The sequence below is a fragment of the Flavobacterium daejeonense DSM 17708 genome (genome assembly GCF_000425425.1).
GTDB classification, from domain to species: Bacteria; Bacteroidota; Bacteroidia; order Flavobacteriales; family Flavobacteriaceae; genus Flavobacterium; species Flavobacterium daejeonense.
Window position 1 is genome coordinate 113,921 of the sequence record NZ_AUDK01000001.1, and the last position, 26,176, is coordinate 140,096.

A 26,176-nucleotide genomic window follows, 5' to 3' on the forward strand; every position below is an offset into this window, starting at 1 on the left:
ATAAAAAATCCTGTCTCGTTTCAGAACAAGACGGGATTTTTGTTTAGATACTGAAAGATTGAATTACAAAAAACTGACAACTATTTATCCAAATAAATTTTATTCCCATTTTTATTGATGTAATACTTACCTCCTTTAGGACCGGTATATACTTTATGTCCGTTATAAGACCCTGTTACTTTATCTTTTGCTACCGAGGCTTTTTCTTTCACACGAGCTTCTTTCTCCATGGCATTATCCTTAGCCACCTGAGCTTTATTGGCCGACATGTTAGTTCCCGCTTCTTTCTTAGCCTTCATTTCCTTTTTAGCCTTAGCCGTTATTTCATCTTTTCTAACCATCGCAGCCTCTTTTTTTGCCTTAGCTTCATCGGTTTTCATCATAGCCTCATCAGCCATTTTCTTTTTCTTATCCGCAGCCATAGCTGCCTTGTCCTTAGCCTCCTTATCGGCTTTTTTCTTTTCAGCAGCCATTTTTTCTTTCATAACACCACCAGCAGTAGCTTCCTGAGCATAAAATTGAGTTGAAAAAACCAACATCAAACAAAATAAAAATACTTTTTTCATAACATTTCAGTTTTAAGATTAACACTTAAATTTAGTAAACTTTAAAATACAAAAATTAGTATTTACAAATAATTAACTCAATAAAAAAACAACTAATCCATTACAAATCAATAAAATAAAACCTTACAAAATACTCGTATTGAAATAATATAAATTATTTTCAATTTTTTGTAACTTTTTTCAACTTCTAAACGTATAATCATTTGTACACTTAAAATTGGGACAACAAAATCATGAGACAACTTAAAATTACCAAGCAGGTTACCAATCGTGAAACCGCTTCCTTAGACAAATATTTACAAGAAATTGGTAAAGTTGACCTTATTACCGCTGACGAAGAGGTAGAATTAGCACAACGCATCAAAGCCGGTGACCAAAGAGCACTTGAAAAACTAACAAAAGCCAACTTGCGTTTCGTTGTTTCGGTAGCTAAACAATATCAAAATCAGGGATTAACCCTTCCCGATTTGATCAACGAAGGAAATTTAGGACTGATTAAAGCCGCACAACGTTTTGATGAAACCCGTGGTTTCAAATTCATTTCGTATGCTGTTTGGTGGATTCGTCAGTCTATTTTACAGGCATTAGCCGAGCAATCCCGTATTGTTCGTTTGCCATTAAATAAAATCGGTTCTATCAACAAAATCAACAAGATGTATGCCCTATTAGAGCAATCTAATGAACGTCCGCCATCTGCAGAAGAAATAGCAAAAGAATTAGACATGACGGTAAATGATGTAAAAGAGTCCATGAAAAACTCCGGTCGTCACTTATCCATGGATGCGCCACTTGTAGAAGGAGAAGATTCTAATCTTTATGACGTATTGCGTTCCGGTGAGTCTCCAAATCCTGACAGAGAATTAATCCACGAATCATTACGCACTGAAATCGAGCGTTCATTAGAAACTTTAACTCCTCGTGAGGCTGATGTAGTTCGTTTGTACTTTGGATTAGGCGATCAGCACCCAATGACTTTAGAAGAAATCGGAGAAACTTTCGACTTAACTCGTGAGCGAGTTCGTCAAATTAAAGAAAAAGCCATCCGTAGATTGAAACACACTTCAAGAAGTAAAATTTTAAAAACATACTTAGGATAATTTTCCCATAATTAATTATTTCTAGTAGAAAACTCCGGCACAACACCGGAGTTTTTTATTATCCAATCTTCTCAAAAACAAAGCATAAAGCGACTTGTATAAAAAACATTTGATTTTGTACCTTTGCAAAAATTTCAACACAACCACAATGAAAAACACACTTATTGCTCCTTCTGTATTAGCCGCTGATTTTGCCAATCTGCAACGTGATATAGAAATGATTAATACCAGCGAGGCCGATTGGTTTCATATCGACATCATGGATGGCGTTTTTGTTCCTAATATTTCTTTTGGAATGCCGGTTTTAGAAGCTATTAAAAGACATGCTACTAAAACCATCGACGTACATTTGATGATTGTTGATCCTGACAGATATATTTCTACTTTTAAAAAATTGGGAGCTGATATCCTTACGGTACATTTAGAAGCCTGCCCGCATTTACACCGAACTATTCAGGCAATCAAAGCCGAAGGCATGAAAGCCGGAGTTTCTTTAAATCCACACACCAGCGTTGATTTATTAGAAGATGTAATCAACGACATTGATATGGTTTTAATTATGAGTGTAAATCCAGGTTTCGGAGGACAATCGTTCATTGAAAACACTTATGATAAAGTTAGAAAACTAAAGGCTTTAATCGACAGAAAAGGCGCTTCAACCATTATCGAAATTGACGGTGGTGTAACCAACAAAAACGCTAAACAATTAGCAGAAGCCGGGGCCGATGTTTTGGTAGCCGGAAGCTATGTTTTTGGTTCCGCTGACCCAATTGCTACCGTGGCTGATTTGAAAAAAATCACTACTCTATAAAGTAAAATTTTAAAAATATAATTCACTCCAAAAGTAATATTCTTTTGGAGTGTTTTTTTTTAAGCAAAATACTCTTCTTTGATATTGATCATTTCAGCAACAATCGTAAAAAGCTCAGGATACTCCTGCTTGAATTTCAAAGGCGTTTCAAAGAAATGTTCCAAAACCACAGCTACAAATTCAGCCTGATTGGTATAAGCGTAAATTCGAAAATAATTTGACGCAATAAGCCCGTTTAAAACATCAGGACGCTTGAGATAAGCAATAATCTTATCATAAGAATCCGCAAAAACCACACTACTCTGATCCCGCCCTTTTAATCCATGAAAATACAAGGCATGTGAAAACTCATGTAATCCTAAATTTAAGTTATCATTTTCGCAACGCAAACCTTCTTCAAAATCTTTCCAGGAAAACACCAAGGCTTTTAAAGCCGGATTAAATTCGCCTTTGTGGTATTGTTTGGTTATAACCGAATAATAGCTTTCGGCATAAATGATAATTTTATTAAAATTATTGATCCGATAATGGCGCATTCCAAAAGTAAGCATCACATAAGTTGCCGCAAGAAGCAATTTTACCTCCTCAGTTACTATAAAACCAGCCTGACCAATAAATTGATATTTAGCCACAAAAGCAGCCACGCGATGATTAAAGTACTTCTTTTTTTGCAGAGATAATTTTTTATAAAAAGAAAAATGGCGTTCCAAGAAATCACTTTGAACTACATCTAATTTTCGAACCGGAAAATAGTAGTGAATATAAACCGGCTTATTATAAAAAAGAACATAAACAGGTTCTATTATAATTTTAAAAACAAAAACAACAAACAGAACTACCATCAACAACGTAGTGAGTACTTGAAAAACAGTAGCCATAAATTAAGTTTAAGAGATTTGGATTGCTAAATATATTCTTTAAAAAGCAAAAAAGCAATAGAAAAGAAATAACTTCTTTTTTGTTACTTTTTTAGTAACTGCTAAATTAGCATGTCCAGATTGCTTATTTCAAGCGAAATATCTTTAGCCTCTGCAACCATTTTATCATTATAATTTACAACAAAAGAAATAGTTTCATTTAATGTAATAGTAATGATCAATTTATTGTCCGGAGATTTAACTTCGTAATTTTGAGCAGTTAAACTTAGGTTAATTGCAATTGTGGCAATTAATAAAAATAGATTTTTCATGTTTATGTTTTTATTTTATATACAACTAAGTAATAGTTTCTACATACTTAGAAATACTAAACTTTCATAAATTCTTTTATTGTTTCCTTATCCAATTCCGGATTAGCTCCTTCGTTTCCGGCAACTAATGCTCCAACGGCACAGGCATAATTTAAAGCTTTTTGGGGTGATTTTCCTTTAAGCAATCTCGTAATCAAAGTTGCAAGAAAAGAATCACCTGCTCCTACTGTATCCACCACTTTTATAAAATACCCGCTGTTATAATAAAACTTTCCATTGCTGAATAAAACCGCCCCAAAAGCACCTTTGGTCACACATATTTGTGAGGTATTGGTTTTCTCAGCTATAAATTTGATATTCTGCTCAAAAGAATTAAAAGGAGATTCCAGCTCTTTGCTAATTTCGAATAATTCCTCGTCATTAAGTTTAATAAAATCAGCCTTCATCATCAAATCGGTAAGTGTCTCCGTTGTATAGTAGGGCGCCCTGAGATTTGCATCCAGAACTTTATATTTTGCTTTTGCTAAAAGATGATTTAAGGTTAATCTCGACACTTCATCCCTGCACACCAAACTTCCAAAAACAAATGCATCTGCTTTTGACACAACAGTATCCATTGACTTTGTCTGTTCAATTTTATCCCAGGCGGAAGGATATGAAATATCATAAGAAGCATTTCCTTTTTCATTAACCATAACATTAACAACTCCCGTTTTATATTTTTCGGTTATTTGAACAAAATCAGTACTAACATTATGCTGATTTAAAAAAGACAGGATATCTTCCCCATTTTCATCTTTCCCCACACAACTAATCATAGCTGTTTTAACTCCCAAAGCATTCATCCTGAGAGCAACATTTAAAGGTGCTCCACCTATTTTTTTATGTGTTGGAAATAAATCCCAAAGTACTTCCCCAAAACAAACAGCTTTTAAAGCATCTTTTTTATTCATAATCACAATATTTAAAAATTAAGGACAGGTATAAAACCTGCCCTCAATCACATTAAATAACCAAACACATTTTTATTAACAATTAATATCCAGGATTTTGCGTATACAATCCTCCTGTAAAATCTATCTCTCTTTGCGGTATCGGATAATATTCATCTCTACCTGCTGTAAAATGAGCACTTGACAAGAACCCTTTTTTAGTTTTCTCAACTGCAAGATAAGCATTTAAAACCGGTTCTGCGATTCCCCATCGTACCAAATCAAAGAATCGAGGGCCTTCCATACCAAACTCCAATCTTCTTTCAAACATCAATGCTTTCATAGCATAATCTTTTGAAGAAAAAGAATCATACGTACCAACATTATAAACATTTGAAGCACCTGCTGCTAATGGCATTGCTGTACTGGCCGCTGCTCTTTCTCTTATTCGGTTGATAATTAGTCGTGCTTCTTCTATTCTGTTCAATTGAATTAATGCTTCTGCTTTAAACAACAATACATCGGCATATCTAATAAAATCAACATTTTTTGAAGTCCCTATAAATGGCCCGTTTTTCACATAACAAGAACAGTCAGGGGATTGTTGCTCTTTCATATTTCCAAAATAACCATAAACTCCCGGATCTCTCGCCCAACTAAAATTGTAAACCATATCTCCAGCTGTTTTCAAGGTATTTTTATATTTGAATGGTCTGCCAGGGACTCCTACCGTATGATCAATTCTTGGATCAAGTGTTACACCGGTAGTCAAAGTTGATTTTCCATTTGCATCTACAGTATTATAGATATCCGAATCATTAAAAGTATCCAATAATGGTAAACCATCAGCATCCGTTTTAAAGGCATTCACCATGTTTTGACTAGCTAAATGAAAACCGCAACATCCGTAAAGCGGTGAACCATGTGGCGAATTCAATCCGGTAACAAAACTAACCCTTCCGGTATTAGTTCCATCATTGATAGAAAACTGAACTGCCCAGATAGATTCCTGACCGTTATCATGACCATCCAAGAAATTGAAACCAAAATCAATCTCTAAGTCTCCAATTACTTCATCAGCATAATCAATCACTTCCTGTAATCTTGTTGCGTTAATGTTTATTACAGCATGAGTAGTAGGATTTTGTTCATAAGCCTGATACAATCTTAATTTAGCCAAATATGCAGAAGCAGCATTTTTATCTGCTCTACCTACTTCATCTTGTGAAGGTGGCAAATTATCATGAGCAAAAATAAAATCTTCAGCAATTTTATCCCACAATTGATCAGAAGTCAAATCATTTGATGTTTCTAAAATTTCCTCTTTAGTAAGATCTTCAGTAATAAACGGAACTTTATTAAACAACAATTTCAACATAAAATGAGAATGCGCTCTTAAAAAACGAAGCTCTGCCTGTCTTTGTTTTTGAAGCGGATACTCCGTCTCTGACAAAGAATTAATTACTGACAAGGCAAAATTAGCTCTGGAAATAGCCTTATAGTGATTCGTCCAGGTTCTTGGAAGCATCCAGTCTCCATAATCAGGAATAGTTGTATTGTACTGCTCATAAGTATCAATTACATCCACATCTGAGCGTCCACCACCACCTTTGTAAGCATCATCAGAACGCACACTTCCATAGACCCACTGGTTGGTTATTGGACCTACCATTTCGTCATTTCCTATTGCGGCATAAGCCGCATTTACAAGAGCATCTGCATTTTCAGCTGTTGCTACATTCTCCGAAGACAATACGCCTTTAGGTTCATAATCTAAAAAATCTGAGCTACATGATGCCAAAAATAAAATTGACAAGAAGCTGATAACTATTTTATTATATTTTTTCATGAGATTTAATTAAAAGTTTAAGTTTACTCCTAAAGAGAAAGTCGTTGGTACAGGTATTCTATTTACATCTGTACGTTCCGGATCAGAACCTATGTAGCCTTTTGGAGTAAACCAAAATAAGTTCTCTCCCTGAGCATAAATTCTGCAATGTGTCAAGAACCCAGTTTTATTAACAAATGCTTCCGGTAATGTATAACCTAATTGAATATTTCTCATTTTGAAATACGAATTGTTTCTTAAAAAATATTCCGACATCTGAGTATCATTATGCGCTAAAGAAAGTGATGGAACATCTGTATTCGTATTCGTAGGAGTCCAGGCATTTAAAGTTCCAGGCCCTGCATTTTCTCTTCCCTGAACAAAATTATTCCAATAGATATAAGGATCTACCCCTTTTCTTCCTGTAACCCCCGAACCAAAAATGGACATATCAATATTTTTATAACTCAAACTAATATTAATACCATATTCTAATTTAGGTTGTGTTGAACCAATAAAAGTTCTGTCATTAGAATTAATAACTCCATCATTATTGATATCCACATATTTAATACCTCCTAATCTGGCAGCCACCTGAGTTGCATGTGAATCAATATCATCCTGTGACTGGAACAATCCATCAGTTTTATATCCGAAAATTTCAAACTGTGAATGACCAACAATTGAATTTGCCGCCGTACCCGGATATGCCGATCTTACCTCTTCAGGTAATTGAGTAATTTTATTTTTTGTTGCACCAAAATTGGTAGTTACATTAAAAGTCAATCCGTTCTCTAAAGTATCTGAATAACCTAAAACTAATTCCCATCCTTTATTTTCAGTAGATGCTCCATTTACAAAACGTTGTTGGCCTTCACCAACAACCGAAGCAACTGGTGGTTTAATTAATATTCCATCCGTTTTTCTTGCGAAATAATCAAACGATCCTGATAATTTATTATCTAAAAAAGCAAAGTCCAATCCTACGTTTATCTCTTTAGTTGACTCCCATTTCAATCCCGAGTTAGCCGCTTGAATGGAAACAAAACCTGATGGTAAATTCCCTGTATTATTACCATTCAAATCATAAGCTGTTCCAACATTGTAATAAATATTAAAAAACCATGGGTCAAATACATTTTGATTAGGACCGTATCTCGTTTCGTACAAACCAAAACGGGCATTATCTCCAATAGACTGATTCCCAACCTCTCCATAACCAGCACGAAATTTTAATAACGAAATTGCTTCAACATTTTTCAGGAAATTTTCATTACTCATCTTCCAACCTACTGTGGCAGCAGGGAAAATACCATATCTGTTATCTGCTCCAAATCGCGAAGAACCATCACGTCTTATCGTAAAAGTTGCCAAATATTTATCTGAAAACGAATAATTTAACTTACCAAACTGAGAAAGCAATCTGCTTCCTGTAGAAAGCCCGTTTGATGTCCTAGCTCCCGTGGCAGCCGATAAAACAAAATAATCTTCTGTTTCAACTGCAAATCCTTCCCCACGGGCATATATACTATTCAAATCCGTTTTAACTGATTCAGTACCAACAATTACACCTATTTTATGATCTTCTAATTTTACATTATAATTCAACGTATTAGAAATAGTTAAACTGGAATATTTATTTGTATCAAGAGTCAGACTATTATTATCTCTGTTAACTGATCCATTACTAACCTTTGGCTCAATATCTTTTTTGTTGTAATCATTAAAATCAATACCTATACTGTTTCTATAAGTAAGATTTTTAACCACATCAATTTCTGTGAAAACATTAGCAAACAAAGACATTCTTCTGGTATTATCCCATCGGTTCAAATACTGCATCAACAAAGGGTTATTTCTGTCAGAATATCCAGAACCTAAAGCCCCTCCATATCCCCCGGAATTTGTATAAACAGGAATAGTTGGCGCTAATGAAATAGCCAGAGCAGGAACCGGAGAATTCCCAACATCAGCAGCCGCTAATGTCTCATTAGACTGAGTAAACTGAGAATTAATTCCAAATCGCACTTTGTCATTAAACAATTTAAAATTAGCATTCAATCTTGCCGTGTACCTTTCATAACCAGTATACTTCAACATACCTGTATTATCTAAATACCCTAAATTCAACATTGCATTCGATTTATCACTTCCTCCCGAAACTGACAAATCATTATTAACAACAAATCCCGTTTTATACAATACATCCTGCCAATCAGTATCTCCTGCAGGCATATTAGTATCCCCTCCAACAAAAGGCTGAACCGTTACCCCATTTAAAACAGGATTAGCCAAATTATTATTCCAGTCAAAATTGTAAATTTCGCCATAACCGTCTTCAGGAAATGCACCATCATTAACAGACGCCTGCCACAATACCTTACCTCTGTCGACTGCATTCAACATTTTATACCTTTGCTTTTTCTCTGACATAGCAGAAATACTGGTACTGTAAGACACATTCATTCTTTCTCCTTTGAAAGCATTTTTAGTTGTTACTACAATAACACCATTGGCTGCTCTGGAACCATAAATAGAAGAAGCAGAAGCATCTTTTAACACCTGAACAGATTCTATAACACTTGGATTTAAACTGGCAAAAACTTCCGGTCTTACAGTAGGAACTCCGTCAATTACATACAACGGATCAGTATTTCCTAAAGTACTAACCCCTCTGATTAAAATCTTGCTGCTGGTTCCGCTCGGATCTCCGGACTTTTCTACTGACAAACCGGCAACCCTTCCCTGCATAGCCTGCATGGCATTACCGGAACTCATACTTTGTCCCTCAATAGGCTTCATCTCAACTACAACAACAGATCCTGTAACGTCTACCTTACGTTCTTTTGAATATCCCGTTACAATAACTTCGGTCAATTGTTGTGATTCTCCTTTCAAAGCAACATTAATTGTTTCCTGACCGTTTACCTGTACTGTTTGGTTTGTAAAACCTACATAACTAAAAACCAAAGAGGCTTTAGCGTCTACATTTTTAAGCTCATATTTACCATCAAGATCAGTTGTAGTTCCCTTATTTGTCCCCGAGACTAGAACTGACACACCTGGTAATGACATTCCATCTTCAGAAGATGTTACTGTCCCTTTTATTCCTATATTTTGAGCCGACAAAGAAAAAAAGGAGCCCATTAAAATTAAATAGAGAATGATTTTTCGTTTCATAATTTAAATAGTTTTAGTTAAAATTTAGTTGGTTAATAATTAGATTTTCAATAGCGTAGTCAAAATTCCCTTTGTTAACCGAGAATGTTTCCATAGGTTTTTCAGAAAAAAATATCTCGGTCATAACTGTTTTTCCTTTGTCGTAAAATACCTCAATTGATGTTTTATCAATTACAACCCTTACATCCATTTTATTAAAATCCTTTGTAAAAGCTACTTTTGAAATTTGTTTTGCAAAATCATCCGAGAAAGAAATCACTCCTGATTTTTTTCTGTCAACAAAAAAGAACTTGTCCTTTTTATTAATTCCAAATTCAATTGTATTACCTAAAGCATTTGACAAGGAGAATGTATAGATATCGTTTTTAAGGTTACATACATTAAATCGGATATCTGTTTTGGATAAATCAACGAATGATTTGTCAGTTAAAACCGTTTTTTTGTTTATTTTAAGAGTTTCTTTTTTAATTGTTTTTGACACATAATTTTGTAATTCCCTCACTGGCTGAAAAGAAACTTTATAATGTCCGTCATCTTTAACAAGTGCTAATTCCCTTGGCAGAGTCATGCTGCTTCTCCATTTTTGAGTAGGCACTTTTTGAGCATAATTCCAGTTTGACATCCATCCTACAAATAATTTTCTTCCATCCACTTCAGAAATATTTGACCATGTAACTCCTGCATAATTGTCTCTGCCGTAATCAATCCAAAGCGATTTTTTTTCTTTTAAATCCTGAGAAAAAGATTCGTCAAGAGTGAAATTTTTACCATCAAAATCACCTACAAAATATTGTGTTGCCGAACCTCCGTTAGGTCCTCCGGGATTTATACTTACCAAAAGCACCCATTTATAATCATCAGACCCTTCAATTAACATTGGAAATAAATCCGGACACTCCCAAACTCCGCCATGCGCCCCTATATTTTTTCCAAAATCAGAAAGTAATTCCCAGTTTTTTAAATCTTTAGAGCCATAGAAAAAAATACTGTCCCCTGCGGCTAAGACCATTAACCATTGTTTGTGAATATTATCCCAGATCATTTTAGGATCCCTGAAATCTTTAAGGTTCGGATTTTTAATAACCGGATTTGCCTCATACTTTGTCCAGGTCAAACCTTCATTTAATGAATATGCAATCCCCTGCGATTGAGTATCTACAGCTCCGGATTTTTCTTTTACCGGATCATGATAGGTAAACATTGCCACAATAGGCGGATTCTTTAAACTACCAAAACCAGAAGTATTGTTTAAATCTACAACCGCACTACCCGAAAAAATATACCCCTTGGCATCCGGATAAAGAGCTATAGGTTTTTCTGTCCAGGTAATCAAATCGGTACTTATAGCATGGCCCCAGTGCATTGGTCCCCAAATATTTGAATCGGGGTAATGTTGGTAAAAAAGATGGTAATATCCATTGTAATAAAACAATCCATTAGGATCATTCATCCAACCTTTTTTAGGTGTAAAATGAAAATTAGGTCTGTAGAGTTCCTCTTCAGTATATTTTTCCCCATCCGAATCTCCAGCTTCTTTACAGGAAAACAAACCCGAAAAAATTACCAGACTGCTTATTAGTCCTAACCATTTCTTAATTCTTATTCTGTTCATGTTATTAATTTTTAATTAATTTTTTACTTAACTCTTCTAAAGAAATCCCTTTGGTTTCAGGCATTAAAAAGGCAACAAAAAGTAGTTGGAATACCATCATTATGGCAAAAAACAAAAACACAACCCCCGGACCAATCGTAGAAAATAAAAAAGGAATCAATGATGGAATGATTGCAGCTAAAACCCAATGTGTCGTGCTACCAAAAGCCTGTCCTGAAGCTCTGAGATGATTAGGAAAAATCTCGGATATAAAAACCCAGATTACTGCTCCCTGACCTATTGCATGTGCAGCAATGAATAAGAATAAAAATACCGGAACCATAATCCCCTGCCAATGAAGGAAAAATGCCATAGCTACTAAAGTAAGCGAAATGATATAACCTACTGACCCTATATACATTAGAATTTTCCGTCCTAACTTATCTATCAGGAAAACACCAATCAAAGTAAAAACTAAGTTTACCACTCCAATTCCAATACTACTCAACAAAGCAGTACTTTCTCCTAAACCGGCTTCCTGAAAAATTCTATTAGAATAATACAGAAAAGCATTAATTCCTGATAATTGGTTGAAAAAAGCAATCAAAAACGCTAATATCAATGGGGTTCTGTATTTTTTTAAAAAGATGCTGTCATTAGCAAGAGCTGCATTAGCGTTATCCGCATCAATCTCTTTTTTCATTTCTTCAAAATCAGCTTCCAATCCCATTCGCTCCAGAACACTTTTAGCTTCTTCATCTCTGTTCTTTGATAATAACCATCTTGGACTTTTAGGAATAGAAAAAATTAATACTGAATAAATGAAAGAAGGAAATGCCTGTACCCCCATCATCCATCTCCATGAATTTTCACCTACGTTTCGTAACAGATAATTAGAAAGAAAGGCGATAAGAATTCCCAGTACAATATTAAACTGGTAAAATGCCACCAATTTCCCTCTGTCTTTTGCCGGTGCGATTTCTGAAATATAAGCCGGTGCCGCTATAGTAGAAGCTCCAACCCCCAATCCGCCAACAAATCTAAAAGCGGCAAATACATAAGGTCCGTTTGCTAAAGCAGAACCTATAGCAGAGAAGAAAAATAATATTCCAATCCACAATAAAGTATTTTTTCTACCCAATTTGTTAGTTGGTATCCCTCCAAAAATGGCTCCTATTACAGTTCCCCACAAAGCCATGCCCATTACAACTGTACCGTGAAAAGCATCCGATGAATTCCAAATCGACTGTAACTTTTTATCAGCTCCGGAAATCACAACAGTATCAAAACCAAAAAGGAATCCTGCAAGTGATGCTACTAACGCCCAAATAAATATTTTTCTCATTATCTGTAACTTTAAATTCAATTGCTAAGGTATCTGCTTAATAGGCTCACCTATTTTAGCAATGTTACAATTGTGTTTGTAAATGTTAAAAGAATGTAAAAATCAAATAATCCCTTATTTTACAAGGATTTATTACCAAGAGACAAATGGCTCTAATAGGCCTAAAGAAAAGGTTATAGTATACTAATGTTACGCAATCTACAACCTTGTTACATGATTCAATAAGGAAATAATCAATTTATTAACCGTAAAATTTCACTTCCTGCTTTTTTTATACTTTTAAATTATATTTTACATAAAAAACAAACTGAAAAAGCTTCAAAATATCTAAAATATTTCACAAAAAAAGAATCCTTTTCTTTATAATTAATAATTAAAAAACGAACCATTAAAACAAAAAACACCAATTGTAATAACATTCTATTTAAAAGACATTAACCTGGAAAACATTTAGTTTGAATTGTGCATTTTCACTTCTTATCATCAGTTTCTTTTGAATTTTCAATCCTTTATATTCATCTACAGCAGGTGAAAAATAAAATTTGAACAATAATCAGCGACCATTAAACAGAAAAACAAACATTCATTAAAACAACAACTCAACTTAAATTTACCGCATAAAAAAATGCAATTGATTTTAAACCAGCTGCATTTTCAACTTAAACAGAAAAAATTCCCTAATGCCTAGAGCATACTTTTATAAATCATTATTTTACCTGGGTTATTTCTAATATAACACTCGTACGTTTTAGGGTAACATTTGGATTTATCCCTACTGTCATCAAAAAGTTACCTGAATAAACATTTCCTGCATTAATCATAGATTTTGTATCGGGATACAGGTTTATTTCTTTAACAGTGTATTTACTATCCGGATCCAATCCCGCCAACACAATTGGTCTTTCAGTAGCCGTGATTTTATATCGGTTATTAACCAGATAATTAAAAACAACAGCTTTATTTTTTTCTTTATTCACATACATTAAAGACGAAATATCATTTTCATGCGGATTCAACAAACGATACAAATCGCCATGCCATACAATATCTTTAAACGAATTATAATTTGAAATTGCCTGCTTACAAAACACTTTATCGTTTTCACTTAAATGGCTTTCAACAATATCAAATCCTAATTTCCCCATACTCGCAACATCAACCCTAAACTTTAACGGTTGTTTTCCCCAATCAGTCACATGATTATCGGTAGTTATCGAAGGAAAAAAATACGAATAATTCCATTGAATAAATATTCTTTCAATAGGATCAGTATCATCACTAGGCCAAAATTCAGTAAAATATTTCAAGAACCCATAATCAGCCCTACCACCTCCTCCAGAGCACAACATCATAGGAACTTTAGGATATTTTGCCCTGATTCTTTCTAAAACCTTATACAACCCATGAATATAATCTACATATAAATTAGACTGAGGAATTCCTTTTTTAGAGAGAAAAGCAGAATAAGCATTATAGATTACCGCATTACAATCCCATTTAATAAAAGCCAAATCAGAGTTTTTAACAAACAAATTATCTACTATCCCAAAAACAAAATCCTGCACTTCGGGATTTGACAAATCCAAAACCAACTGATTTCTATAATAAATCTCAGGTCTTTCCGGCTGACGAATAACCCAGTCCAGATGTTTTTCATACAATTCGCTTCTTGGGTTAACCATTTCAGGTTCTATCCAGATACCAAATTTAACCCCTTCTTTTTGGGCTTCTTTCACCAAATAACCCAATCCATTAGGCAATTTTTTCTTATTTTCCTTCCAATCCCCTAAACCTGCATCATCATTATTTCGGGGATATTTATTTCCAAACCAGCCATCATCTAACAAAAACATATCAACACCCAATGATTTAGCACCTTTAAATAAATCTTTAATCTTAGCCTCATCAAAATCAAAATAAGTAGCTTCCCAATTATTCAACAAAGTCAAACGTTCACCCTCACCATCTAAAACCCTGTATTTTCTGGCCCATTCATGAAGATTACGGCTAGCCTCTCCGGTACCCTCATTAGACAATGCATAAATTAAAGACGGAGTTTTAAAAACCCTGTTAGGCACCAAAGAATATTCGGAAGCACAAGGATTAATTCCGGCAATCAAACGAAGATTTTTATACGAATCGATTTCGAAATCAAGTTTAAAATTACCACTCCAGGCAAGCTGCCCCAACATAACCAAACCCTCATTTTCTGAAGCAGGCTGACCAAATGAAACCATAAAATTTGGAGTTTGCAAAAGCATTGCCCTTGTCCCCAGTTTTGAATCAATCACTCTGATTCCCTGTTCCAATTTAGTTTCGACAGGCTGCATTTCCTTAAGATACTCCCCTTGAAAACTGGTCAGATAAAAATTCTTATTGGTAAAATACATATTAGCCGAAGCATATTTTTGCAATAAAACAGCCTTTTCCTCCTGATGTTTTATCTCAGTCCACTGCTCGATAACATTTTTAGCAGCCCATACTTTATAAAACAAAGTTACCTCAAACGGATAAACAGGATCTTTAAGAACGATACTGATTAAAGTAACATCAACATCAATCTTCTGATATTTATGACTAACATATTTAAGTTCCAGAGAGGTATTGCCATCAGCATGTTTTACCTGCAAGGCCGGCTCCGACAAATTAGAAGTCCCCGAAGGAGTATAAGCGATATTATAAATTCCTGCATTTGCATCATTAAAATCAAAACTCTTAGCTATAATATCATATTCCGCCTTGTTTTTTAGTGGTTTGCCAAAATAAATATTTCGCAATCGTTTATCATTATCTGTTTGCAATACTAAAGCATGGTCTTTAGTCTCTATCGGAATTGTAATATTTTGTGCATAAGAACTTAGCAAACCGTAAAAGAAAACAACAACAAATTTGAAATCACCTTTTAACAAAGAGAAAACGAGATCCTTTTTCATAATTAATAGTGGTTTATTTTTTTTGAATTAATAGCAATATGTAAGTATGTATCGATGTGCAAATGATTAAATCCAAATCTATTTCTACAACCAAACCCTGCTAATTTCATATTAAAAATCATAATTACATTCTCAATATGTTTCAATTGGCACAATTTCAAAAAAAGCACATAAACATCACTACAAAGCCTTTAAAAACAAAGCCTGACAGCGAAAACCAATTATAAAATCTATCCTAAAAGAATACTCATGTTACATGATTTACAATTACGTAACATAAATACAATGAAAAAAGAAGACAATTAAACCTTCAAAACCTATTTTACTCCTTTATATTCCGTTGGTGTTACACCAAATTTATTTTTAAAAGAAGTCGAAAAATAATTAGGCGATGAAAAACCTACGGCATAAGCTATTTCCGAAATATTCTGATTCGTTTTCTTAAGCAGTATTTTAGATTTCTCCAATCGAAGGTTAAGGAGATGATCACTTACACTAATTCCTAATATCGCCTTTACTTTTCGATACAATTGTACTCTGGAAATATTTAAATCATGCGCTAAATCTTCTATCAGATAAGCCGAATTCTCCATGTTTTTTTCAATTAACGAATTGAGTTTTCGTAAAAAATTCTGTTCGGAAAAACCAAAACCACTATCGTCAATTTTTAAAATATTATTAGTGTAATAAAACCGTAATTTTTCTCTATTATACAAAAGCCCTTTAATAGACTGAGATAAAACTTTTAAGTCAAAAGGTTTGGTTAGGAAGATATCTGCACCGCTTTCTAATGCTTTCAAATAAGAATCCTGATCTTCTGATGCTGTTAATATAATAATAGGAATATGAGACGTTCTCAGGTCTTTCTTTAAAATTTTACAAATTTCAAAGCCATTTTTATCATGCAAATTCAAATCACAAATAATAACATCCGGAATTAACTCCAAAGCGCGTTCTATAGCATCAGTACCGTCTGAGGTATAAATAGTGTACTGTGTCGAAAATTTATTGGTTATAAAATCCAATAAATCAACATTATCCTCAATATAAAAAATAGAATACTTATCCTCATTAATCATTGGCTCACTCACTTGGATATCCGAATCCAAATAATCCGATTGGTATATTAAATCAAGGACCTGATCTTCTATTATTGATTTGGCATCCAGATGCTCTTTGCCCAATGGTAAGCTAATAATAAATTCAGTCCCGTTTTTAGAATTAATCGCTACCTTACCTTTATGCAAATCAATAAAATTCTTTGACAAATGTAACCCTATGCCCGAACTGTTGCTTCTATAATTATTTGATCCTTGATAAAAAGCTTTAAAAACCTCCTCTATTTCATTTTCAGGAATTCCAATACCTGAATCTTTAAAAGAAATCCTAACAACATTATTAATTTTATCTTCATTGATTGCAACAGCAATCTTACCACTCTCAGGAGTAAATTTAAAGGCGTTGGATAACAAATTAAAGTAAACTTTATCCATCAAATTTCGGTCAATATAAACCTCCAAATCCGGATTATTGCTCGTCAGCGTAAAATCAATAAGCTTTCTCTTTGCTTCTTTTTCGAAATCACAAACTATACTTTTCGAAAAATCTAAAATATTTGTTTTTGATGCTTTGAGCACAAATTTTTTATCTTCTATTTTTCGGTAATCCAAAAGCTGATTAATTAACCTTAATAATCTTCTCGAATTATTATACATCAAATTAATCTCAGTATTAACCGCAATTCCTTTATTCCTGAATTCATTTTTCAAAGACTCCACCGAACTCAAAATCAAGGTCAAAGGTGTTTTAAACTCATGAGAAAGACCTGTAAAAAATAAAAGTCTTCCCTCATTACTCTTTTTCAATTCCTTTGCAAATTGCTTGATTTCATTTCTTTGGATCACTATTTTTTTGTTCTTTTCTTCTAATTCATTCTTCTTACGACTAATTGTTATTCGGGAATAAATACTATATATGGCCAACCCGAAGACAATGACAAACAAAATGATTAATAATTTGAGAAGATTACTCTGGCTGGCATATTTCTCTTCCTGATTTTTAATAATATGTTGCTGTTCCTCAATATCCGACTGCTGAATAGTGATTTTATCAAACTGATTACTCATAATTTCAGCATTAAGAGAATCAATCAAAACGGTATTAAGATTATTCTTTTTGGGAACAATTTCATTATTAATCACCTTTAGAGCCAATTTAACGGCCTCACTTCCTCCCGTAGGATATAATACTGTGGCTTTTAAAATCCCGTCCTTTACTAATTGGATTCCGCCATAAGGACCATTAATACCATCAACACCTATTATTTTAATCTTTTTTTCAAGCTTTTTGCTTTTGGCAACAAGGTATGCCTGATAAGCAATTACATCGTTATAAGCAAAAACATAATCTACATCCCGATTCTCAGTTAAAGCTTTTAAAAAAGCCTCCTTAGGTAATTCATCTTTATAAGCATCCAACCTGACCACCTTTATACCTGGATATTGCTCCACAATCCCTTTAAAACCCAAACTTCTCTCCAAGCCGGGCGAAGTATAATAGGCCCCTCTGACTTCAATCACTTTTGCCTTCCCTTTTGACAATGATACAATATGCCTGCCCGCAATTCTTCCTACCTCGACATTATCTGCCCCTATATAAGCCGTATAATTTGAAGTATTTACTTTTCTGTCAACTATAACAACAGGAATCCCTTTAGAATTTGCTTTTTCTATTACCGGAATAATTGAATCTGATTCAAATGGAGAGACTATAATAGCATCTACTTTCTCTTCAATAAACCGCTCTATATCCTTTATTTGTCTTTTAGACTTTCGATTAGCATTATAGATTTTCAATTTCACATTAGGATGTAAGGCTGCCTCAATTTCCATAGTATGTTCCATTGATTTCCTCCATATATCATGGTCGATACTTTGAGAAAAACCAATTAAAATTCCATCCTTATCTTCTTCATTTTTACATGAATTTAGCATCAATACCAATAAGAACACAAAACAAATCTTTCTGAACATACCATTAATTTATTTAAGGAAATATACTATTTAGTAAAATTGAAAAAATGGAATACTATTTAAAGCTAACCTGAAGTAAGCAGTCAATTCTCATCGCTGCTTTAGAGATGGAAAGTTATGATTTTCTTAACATTTAACCTAATATTTTTTGCATAATAAAAATAAATCCTGTTTTTCAAAACAAAACATTCCTAAGCTTTTTTTGAATTACCAAAAACTAAAAAAGCGTGATAATTACACAAAACTTGTATAATCATCACGCCATTAAAAATTTGTCTTTGTGACTGCGGAGGGGTTCGAACCCCCAACCCTCAGAGCCGAAATCTGATATTCTATCCAGTTGAACTACGCAGCCATTTTTATATAAATACCAATCTTAAAAAAACTCAAATTCCAAAACTAAAAAAATTGAAATTTGGAATTTCTTTTGGGGAATTTAAACTTTTAAACTAACAATTTCTTAACAATACCAGAAACTACTTTTCCTTCTGCAGCTCCGCCCAATTGCGAAGTTGCCAATCCCATTACTTTACCCATAGATGCAATTCCGGAAGCACCAGTTTCGGCAATAATTTTCGCAATTACAGCTTCGATTTCAGCTTCACTTAATTGTGCCGGTAAAAACTTCTCGATAACTGCAACCTGCGCTAATTCCGGCTCAGCCAAATCAGGACGGTTTTGCTCAGTATAAATTCGGGCACTTTCTTTACGCGTTTTTACTAAACGTTGTAACAATTTTATTTCTTCATCTTCTGAAATCTCCTCTTTAGAACCTGAAGAAGTTTGCGCTAATAACAATTCTGATTTTATAGCTCTTAAAGCTTCTAATGCTACGGTATCTTTTGCTTTCATGGCTGTTTTCATTTCATCCATGATTTTTACTGATAAACTCATTGTTGTATTTTATTAACAAGCAGTACTGCTTTATTCGACATTAGTTTTTAAAAAAAGTTGTAACAAAAACACCTCCAAAGAAACATTTGCTAAACTTTAATGCTGCGCGAAGGTAAAAAAAATAACCCGAAAATTAAATGTAATCTTCGGGTTATTATCTATGAATTAAGCCAACTAATCTACATTATCATGCAAATAAGAGTTATTAGAACGCAATTGTAAATCGTTATTACTATCGGTTCCAACTGATATTCTTGAATTTGCATTATTCGTTTGATTGTTTGAAATATCGATACCTAATCTTTTATAAGCAGGTTCTTTTTCATACTCATCAATACGGGAAACATTATTATGAAACTTGTAATTGAATTCTTTTAATTTCTTTCTTCTCTCATCAGCTCTTAAACGCAATGTTTCTTCAATTGTCATTTCGATTGGCGAAATATCCTCAGCTTTAGAAAAATCATCCTGAGCCAATTCTACTTTTTTCATCGTAATGTTCAATTCCTCCGGAATCACTTCCTCTACTACTTTCGCAGCAGGTTTGGCAGCTGTTAATTCGTTTTCAGCATCCATATATTCCTCTAAAGAATATTTGATAACTCCTTTTTCAGAAACCTCCGTTACAGGCACAAACTGAACTGCTTCTTTCACCTTAATTTCTTTAGTTTCATTCGTCAATTCAAATAAAACTCTTTCTTCTTTTGGTTGTTCCTGAACAGGTTCTGGCTGTGCAGGTTCTGATTTAAAAAGAGGCAAATCAAAAGAAAATGAAGTTTGCTCTTGTTTTTCTACTGCTTTTGGTCCTTCAACAACCGGCTGGTTTACTTCTTCTACTTTTGGAGCCGAAAAAGTAAATTCTTCTTCTTTGATCGGAGAAACAATCTCAAAAGTAACATCGATATTTTTAATAAATTCTGACATCGCCATCAAGTCCTCGTTTCCCGGAACCGGAACTACCGTTTCCTGAACCTGAGGAGCAGCCGCAACTACTTCTTCTTCTTCTTCAATCAATTCAAAAACCACTTTGTTTTCCGGAGCAGCTACCGGTTTATCTATATTCAAATCAAAATTAGCAACCGGAGCATTACTTAGATTATGAACAATTTTTTGCTCATCTTCTAAAGTATGAATGATTTTTTTAGGCTCTGTATTTACAATTCCGCTTTGTTGTTCAATATCAAATCCGGTAGCAATAATAGTTACCGCTACTGCATCTCCTAATGTGTCGTCTTCACCAACCCCCATAATGATATTGGCATTATAACCAGCTTCGCTTTGAATATGGTCATTGATTTCTCCAATTTCATCTAAAGTAATTTCATTAGATCCAGAAACGATGAGCAACAATACGTTTTTGGCACCTGTAATTTTGTTATCATTCAATAATGGAGAATCTAAAGCTGCAATAATAGCTTCTTTCGCTCTGTTTTCACCTGCAGCCACAGCCGACCCCATAATAGCCGTTCCGCTGTTAGCCAATACCGTCTTAGCATCACGTAAGTCGATATTTTGAGTATAGTGATGAGTAATAACTTCAGCAATTCCTCTTGAGGCTGTTGCTAAAACTTCATCCGCTTTAGAGAATCCGGCTTTAAAACCAAGATTTCCATAAACTTCTCTTAATTTGTTATTATTAATAACAATTAAAGAATCTACCTGTTTACGTAATTTTTCAATTCCGATAAGCGCTTGCTCCTGACGCACCTTTCCTTCAAAAGTAAACGGCAAAGTCACAATACCTACAGTCAGAATTTCTCTTTCCTTAGCCAGTTGAGCAATTACAGGCGCAGCACCGGTTCCGGTACCCCCACCCATTCCGGCAGTAATAAAAACCATCTTTGTATTGCGATCTAACATCTTTTCGATATCTGCAATACTTTCAATAGCCGACTGTTGTCCTACATCCGGGTTTGCTCCGGCTCCAAGACCTTCTGTTAAGTTTACTCCTAACTGAATTTTGTTAGGCACAGCACTGTTTTGTAAAGCTTGCGAATCGGTATTACAAACAATAAAATCAACACCTTTAATTCCCTGTCTAAACATGTGGTTGATCGCGTTACTACCGCCACCTCCTACACCAATTACTTTGATAACATTTGATTGATTTTTAGGCAAATCAAATGAAATACTTCCAAATTCTGAGTTGCTCGTCATATTATTTGGTATTTGATATTAATATATTTTGTCTTTATTCTTCTCTTTCTCCCTGTTACTCAGCGTTATCTAAAAAATCTTTGATTTTATCTACATAGCGATCAAAGAAAGAACGCTTAATCTTATCCCCTGTAGATTCTTCTTTTTTAGAATAGACTTCTGTTTCCACTTCTTCTACCTGTTGCTGAACTCTTTCCACAGGTTCGGCTACCGGTTCGCGGTAAAAAACATTTCTTTGCTGAACTACTTCTTCTTTTCTAACAGCACTTTGCGTATTATTCGCAATACTGTTCATCACTAATCCAACAGCTGTAGCATATAACGGACTTGAAAATTCCTCATCTGAATTACCAGCCAAATGCTCATTTGGATATCCAATTCTGGTATCCATTCCTGTTATGTACTCCACTAATTGTTTAATGTGTTTCAATTGAGCGCCACCACCGGTAAGTACAATTCCGGCAATTAGTTTTTTTCTTGGATCTTCGTGTCCGTAAGCTTTCACTTCGTTAAAAACCTGCTCAATGATTTCAACCACACGGGCATGAATAATTTTGGATAAATTTTTAAGCGAAATTTCCTTTGGCTCTCTGCCTCTTAACCCCGGAATTGAAACAATTTCATTGTCTTTATTTTCTCCCGGCCAGGCAGATCCAAATTTCACCTTTAATAATTCAGCCTGTTTTTCTATAATAGAGCAACCTTCTTTGATATCATCTGTGATTACATTCCCTCCAAAAGGAATCACAGCGGTATGACGAATAATTCCGTCTTTAAAAATTGCCAAGTCAGTTGTTCCACCACCAATATCAATCAAAGCCACTCCGGCTTCTTTTTCTTCCTGACTCAAAACAGCATCTGAAGAAGCTAACGGCTCCAATGTTAATCCTGACAACTCAATTCCGGAACTCTGAATACAACGGCCCACATTACGAATTGAAGAAGCCTGACCTACCACCACATGAAAGCTGGATTCTAAGCGCCCTCCATACATCCCGATAGGTTCTTTAATTTCAGATTGTCCGTCAATTTTAAATTCCTGAGGCAATACGTGAATAATTTCCTCTCCCGGTAACATTGCTAATTTGTTCACCTGATCAATCAACAACTGAATATCAGCACCACCAATTACCTCCTCAGGATTGCTACGACTAATGTAATCTGTATGTTGAATACTGCGAATATGCTGACCCGCAATTCCTACTACAACATCTTTAATTTTATAACCTGAATTTACTTCCGCATCATTTATTGCCTGCTGGATAGACTGAATGGTTTGTGTAATGTTATTTACCACACCTCTGGCCACGCCTAAGCTCTTGGATTTTCCAACCCCCAAAATTTCTAACTTTCCATACTCATTTTTCTTGCCAATCATGGCTACGATTTTGGTTGTCCCTATATCTAGACCTACTGCAATATTCTCTTTTTCCATTTTCTATTATTTAGTGCAAACTACTTGTTTTGTAAACCTCAGGTCAATTTTTTTGTATTTATACAATGTACTATCTAAAACCGCTTTTTGAAAAAAGGCTTTATAGTTCTTAAATTTTGTTTCAAAATTCCTCATACTACCAAAATCAATCTGGTAATTATAATTCCTGTTGAACATTTTTAAGCTCGCATTCGGCATAATTTGAATTGCAATGATGTTTTTTTTCAAAAAATCATCCTCATAAATCACACGAAACAAACACGCCAATTTCTCTTCATTCTTACTGTTTATATCTCCGGACACCAGCGGAACTCTGGCTGTAAAATTATCCGAAAGCGGCATCTTACCACCTTTATAATCAACATAAAAAGATTCAAATTCACTGACCACTCTGGCTACAGGAGTCTTTTGCTTTACAACCGCTTTCAAAACACCATCGATACTTACAAACACATCCGATTCGTCAATCATCGCATTTGAATCTAGTATTTTCTCTAGCTTATTCAAAGCTAATTTATCTTTTTCAATAGCTAAACGGTTGTTCATATTTTCTATTAACAATTTATTAACCGCTTCTTCTTTGATAAAAAGATTGTTTTCTCCTACAAAAACCACATTGATTTTAGCCAGTTTTCGCTTCTCATTTCGCTTTGATGTGAACGAAAAAAGAAACAACACCAAAGCAAACATTAAAATTAATCTGAGATTAGTCCAGTTAAATATTTTTTTCATTCAATGCATTTTTAATTTCCCCTACCATTTCTCCAATATCACCTGCACCAATAGTCACATAAACGGATGCATTATTTTCTACCATCATCGGAATTAATGCTTCTTTAGAAACAATTTTCTTGTTTGGGTTATCGATTTTAGATAACAACCACTCCGATGTTATTCCTTCCATAGGCAATTCTCTTGCCGGATAAATATCCATTAAAAACACTTCATCAAACTGCGAAAGACTTTTAGCAAAATCATCCGCAAAATCTCTGGTTCGACTAAAAAGATGCGGCTGAAAAACAGCCAACACTTTTTTACCCGGATACAGCTCTCTCACAGCCTGATGCACTGCATTAATTTCAGTAGGATGATGTGCATAATCATCGATATAAACCAAATTTTCCAATTTTATTTGATACGAAAAACGTCTTCGTATTCCTTTGAATGAAGCTAAGGCTCTTCCAATGGCATCGGTTGGGGTGCCGAAATTTACTGCCATTGCAAGAGCCATTAAAGCATTCATCAAATTGTGTCGTCCTGGTAATCCAAAACGAAAATCTTTCAAAATCCCATTTGGAGTTTCTACATCAAAAACATAACTACCATCTTCAATTCTAATATTACAAGCATTGTAACCCGCTTTTTCATTAACACCAACAGTAACACCCGAAAGTGGTAATTGCGTGGTTACAAACAATTTATTTTTATCCTGAACTTTATCTGCAAATTCTGTAAACGATTCTTTAATAGCTTCATCAGTCCCATAAATATCCAAGTGATCAGCATCCATAGAAGTCACGCAGGCAATATTGGGATGCAAATGCAAAAAGGAACGGTCAAATTCATCAGCTTCAACTACAGTTACCGTTTTTCCGCTGCCTATTAAATTGGAATTATAATTCTCCACAATCCCGCCAATAAAAGCCGTAACATCAGCTCCACTTTCGTGTAAAATATGCCCTAAAATACTGGAAGTAGTTGTCTTTCCGTGTGTTCCGGCAACAGCAAAACAAAAGGTATCTTTAGTAATAATTCCTAAAACTTCGGCACGTTTTTTAACCTGATAATTACGTTCTAAGAAATAATTCCATTGTGAATGATTTTTAGGCACTGCAGGAGTAATAATTACCAAAGTATTTTCAACAAAATAATTTTTAGGAATTAAATTAATATCATCTTCAAAATGAATATCAATTCCGCTTTCAATCAACTCATTGGTTAAAATTGTAGGCGTTTTATCATAACCAGAAACTTCTTTTCCAATGTACTTAAAATAACGCGCCAAAGCACTCATACCAATACCACCGACACCGATAAAATAGACGTTTTGTATTTGATTTAAGTTCATAATGATTATATTTATTTCTGATTATTTCTTTCTAATTAATTTCACTACTTCATCGGCAATTTGTTTTGTTGCCTCAGGCAAAGCCAATTCTTTTATGTTTTCACTCAGCTGTTTTTGCTTTTCAGGATCTTTTAATAAAGCTTCGAAAACCAAACTGAATTCAGCATCCAATTGGGATTCCTTAAGCAAAATAGCTCCTTTTTTATCCACAATTGCTTTGGCATTTTTAGTTTGATGATCTTCGGCAACATTTGGCGACGGAATAAAAATGACCGGTTTCCCTACAATACATAATTCCGACACCGAAGAAGCCCCAGCCCTGGAAATAACAATATCAGCGGCTGCATAAACCAAGTCCATTCTTTCGATAAAAGCTGCGACCTGAACATTTTCAGAATTATATTTTTGATATTCTTCAAAATACAATTTTCCGCATTGCCAGATAATCTGAACATTTTGAGCCAAAATATTTTTCAGCTCTTTTTCAATTAACTGATTCATTCGTCTGGCACCTAAACTTCCGCCAAGCACTAAAAGTGTTTTTTTATTGGCACCCAATTTAAAATGAGCAATCGCCTCAGCTCTTTTATCAGCAATAGCAATCAAATCCTGACGCACCGGATTCCCCGTTAAAATCATTTTTTCTTTTGGAAAAAAGCGTTCCAGATTCTCATAAGCCACACAAATTTTGTTCGCTTTTTTACTCAACAATTTATTAGTAATTCCCGGGAAAGAATTTTGTTCCTGAATTAATGTTGGCACTCCTAACATATTTGCCATTTGCAATAATGGTCCGCTGGCAAAACCACCAGTCCCGATTACCACATCCGGTTTAAATGCTTTTATAATTTTTTGGGATTTCCACAAACTGCTGATGAGTTTTAAAGGAAACATGGCATTTTGCAAAGTCAACTTTCGCTGCAATCCCGCAATCCACAAACCTTCAATAGCATAACCTGCCTGAGGCACTTTTTGCATTTCCATTTTATCCTGGGCTCCCACAAAAAGAAACTCCGCATCAGGAAATCTTGATTTTAATTCATTAGCAATTGCCACCGCAGGATAAATATGCCCTCCGGTTCCTCCGCCACTTAATATAAATTTATACTGTCCCATTG

At 34.4% G+C, this 26,176-nt stretch carries 18 protein-coding genes and 1 tRNA gene; 2 read left to right on the top strand and 17 right to left on the bottom strand.

Annotated features, from left to right (window positions below; translation table 11 throughout):
* Positions 1 to 80: 80 nt before the first annotated feature.
* The gene (locus H599_RS0100410) at positions 81 to 566 is read right to left on the bottom strand and encodes a hypothetical protein (protein WP_026712307.1); all 486 of its coding nucleotides are present in this window, start codon (positions 564 to 566) and stop codon (positions 81 to 83) included.
* Between the two features lie 233 nt (positions 567 to 799).
* On the opposite strand from H599_RS0100410, the gene H599_RS0100415 reads away from it, so the two are divergent.
* Both H599_RS0100415 and rpe read left to right on the top strand, forming a co-directional pair.
* Positions 800 to 1,663, top strand: a complete 864-nt coding sequence (locus H599_RS0100415) for a sigma-70 family RNA polymerase sigma factor (RefSeq protein ID WP_007804760.1) — start codon at positions 800 to 802, stop codon at positions 1,661 to 1,663.
* 148 nt (positions 1,664 to 1,811) lie between these two features.
* Complete coding sequence (gene rpe / locus H599_RS0100420) at positions 1,812 to 2,474, top strand: ribulose-phosphate 3-epimerase (protein ID WP_026712308.1); 663 nt, start codon at positions 1,812 to 1,814, stop codon at positions 2,472 to 2,474.
* Positions 2,475 to 2,533: 59 nt separating this feature from the next.
* On the opposite strand, the gene H599_RS0100425 is transcribed toward rpe, so the two are convergent.
* The 16 genes from H599_RS0100425 to murG all read right to left on the bottom strand — a co-directional run bounded on the left by H599_RS0100425 (position 2,534) and on the right by murG (position 26,174).
* Entirely contained in the window at positions 2,534 to 3,352 is an 819-nt protein-coding gene (locus tag H599_RS0100425) for a zinc-dependent peptidase (protein WP_026712309.1), read from the bottom strand.
* Positions 3,353 to 3,453: 101 nt separating this feature from the next.
* Positions 3,454 to 3,663 (bottom strand): hypothetical protein, encoded by a 210-nt coding sequence (locus H599_RS0100430; RefSeq protein ID WP_026712310.1) that lies wholly within the window; start codon positions 3,661 to 3,663, stop codon positions 3,454 to 3,456.
* Positions 3,664 to 3,719: 56 nt separating this feature from the next.
* Positions 3,720 to 4,616, bottom strand: a complete 897-nt coding sequence (locus tag H599_RS0100435) for a carbohydrate kinase family protein (protein WP_026712311.1) — start codon at positions 4,614 to 4,616, stop codon at positions 3,720 to 3,722.
* An 82-nt stretch (positions 4,617 to 4,698) separates the two neighbouring features.
* Positions 4,699 to 6,444 (bottom strand): RagB/SusD family nutrient uptake outer membrane protein, encoded by a 1,746-nt coding sequence (locus tag H599_RS0100440; protein WP_026712312.1) that lies wholly within the window; start codon positions 6,442 to 6,444, stop codon positions 4,699 to 4,701.
* A 9-nt stretch (positions 6,445 to 6,453) separates the two neighbouring features.
* On the bottom strand, positions 6,454 to 9,603 hold the full coding sequence (locus tag H599_RS0100445) for a SusC/RagA family TonB-linked outer membrane protein (RefSeq protein WP_026712313.1): 3,150 nt from the start codon (positions 9,601 to 9,603) through the stop codon (positions 6,454 to 6,456).
* 13 nt (positions 9,604 to 9,616) lie between these two features.
* Positions 9,617 to 11,215, bottom strand: coding sequence for a glycoside hydrolase family 32 protein (locus tag H599_RS0100450; RefSeq protein WP_026712314.1), 1,599 nt, complete (start codon positions 11,213 to 11,215; stop codon positions 9,617 to 9,619).
* Positions 11,216 to 11,219: 4 nt separating this feature from the next.
* Positions 11,220 to 12,539 (bottom strand): sugar porter family MFS transporter, encoded by a 1,320-nt coding sequence (locus H599_RS0100455; protein ID WP_026712315.1) that lies wholly within the window; start codon positions 12,537 to 12,539, stop codon positions 11,220 to 11,222.
* 707 nt (positions 12,540 to 13,246) lie between these two features.
* Positions 13,247 to 15,472, bottom strand: coding sequence for an alpha-galactosidase (locus H599_RS0100470; protein ID WP_026712316.1), 2,226 nt, complete (start codon positions 15,470 to 15,472; stop codon positions 13,247 to 13,249).
* Between the two features lie 317 nt (positions 15,473 to 15,789).
* A complete protein-coding gene (locus H599_RS0100475; RefSeq protein ID WP_026712317.1) occupies positions 15,790 to 18,504 on the bottom strand; it encodes a hybrid sensor histidine kinase/response regulator transcription factor in 2,715 nt (904 codons plus the stop codon).
* Positions 18,505 to 18,785: 281 nt separating this feature from the next.
* Positions 18,786 to 18,859 (bottom strand) — tRNA-Arg (locus H599_RS0100480).
* A gap of 89 nt (positions 18,860 to 18,948) precedes the next feature.
* A complete protein-coding gene (locus H599_RS0100485) occupies positions 18,949 to 19,398 on the bottom strand; it encodes a GatB/YqeY domain-containing protein (protein WP_026712318.1) in 450 nt (149 codons plus the stop codon).
* Between the two features lie 174 nt (positions 19,399 to 19,572).
* Complete coding sequence (gene ftsZ, locus H599_RS0100490) at positions 19,573 to 21,555, bottom strand: cell division protein FtsZ (RefSeq protein WP_026712319.1); 1,983 nt, start codon at positions 21,553 to 21,555, stop codon at positions 19,573 to 19,575.
* 55 nt (positions 21,556 to 21,610) lie between these two features.
* On the bottom strand, positions 21,611 to 22,990 hold the full coding sequence (gene ftsA, locus H599_RS0100495) for a cell division protein FtsA (protein WP_026712320.1): 1,380 nt from the start codon (positions 22,988 to 22,990) through the stop codon (positions 21,611 to 21,613).
* A 6-nt stretch (positions 22,991 to 22,996) separates the two neighbouring features.
* Positions 22,997 to 23,722, bottom strand: a complete 726-nt coding sequence (locus H599_RS0100500) for a cell division protein FtsQ/DivIB (RefSeq protein WP_026712321.1) — start codon at positions 23,720 to 23,722, stop codon at positions 22,997 to 22,999.
* Positions 23,706 to 25,058 (bottom strand): UDP-N-acetylmuramate--L-alanine ligase, encoded by a 1,353-nt coding sequence (gene murC / locus H599_RS0100505; protein ID WP_026712322.1) that lies wholly within the window; start codon positions 25,056 to 25,058, stop codon positions 23,706 to 23,708. Before murC ends, H599_RS0100500 begins: the two co-directional genes overlap by 17 nt.
* Positions 25,059 to 25,079: 21 nt before the next feature.
* Positions 25,080 to 26,174: an undecaprenyldiphospho-muramoylpentapeptide beta-N-acetylglucosaminyltransferase gene (gene murG / locus H599_RS0100510; protein ID WP_026712323.1), complete on the bottom strand. Its 1,095-nt coding sequence runs from the start codon at positions 26,172 to 26,174 to the stop codon at positions 25,080 to 25,082.
* Positions 26,175 to 26,176: the final 2 nt, after the last annotated feature.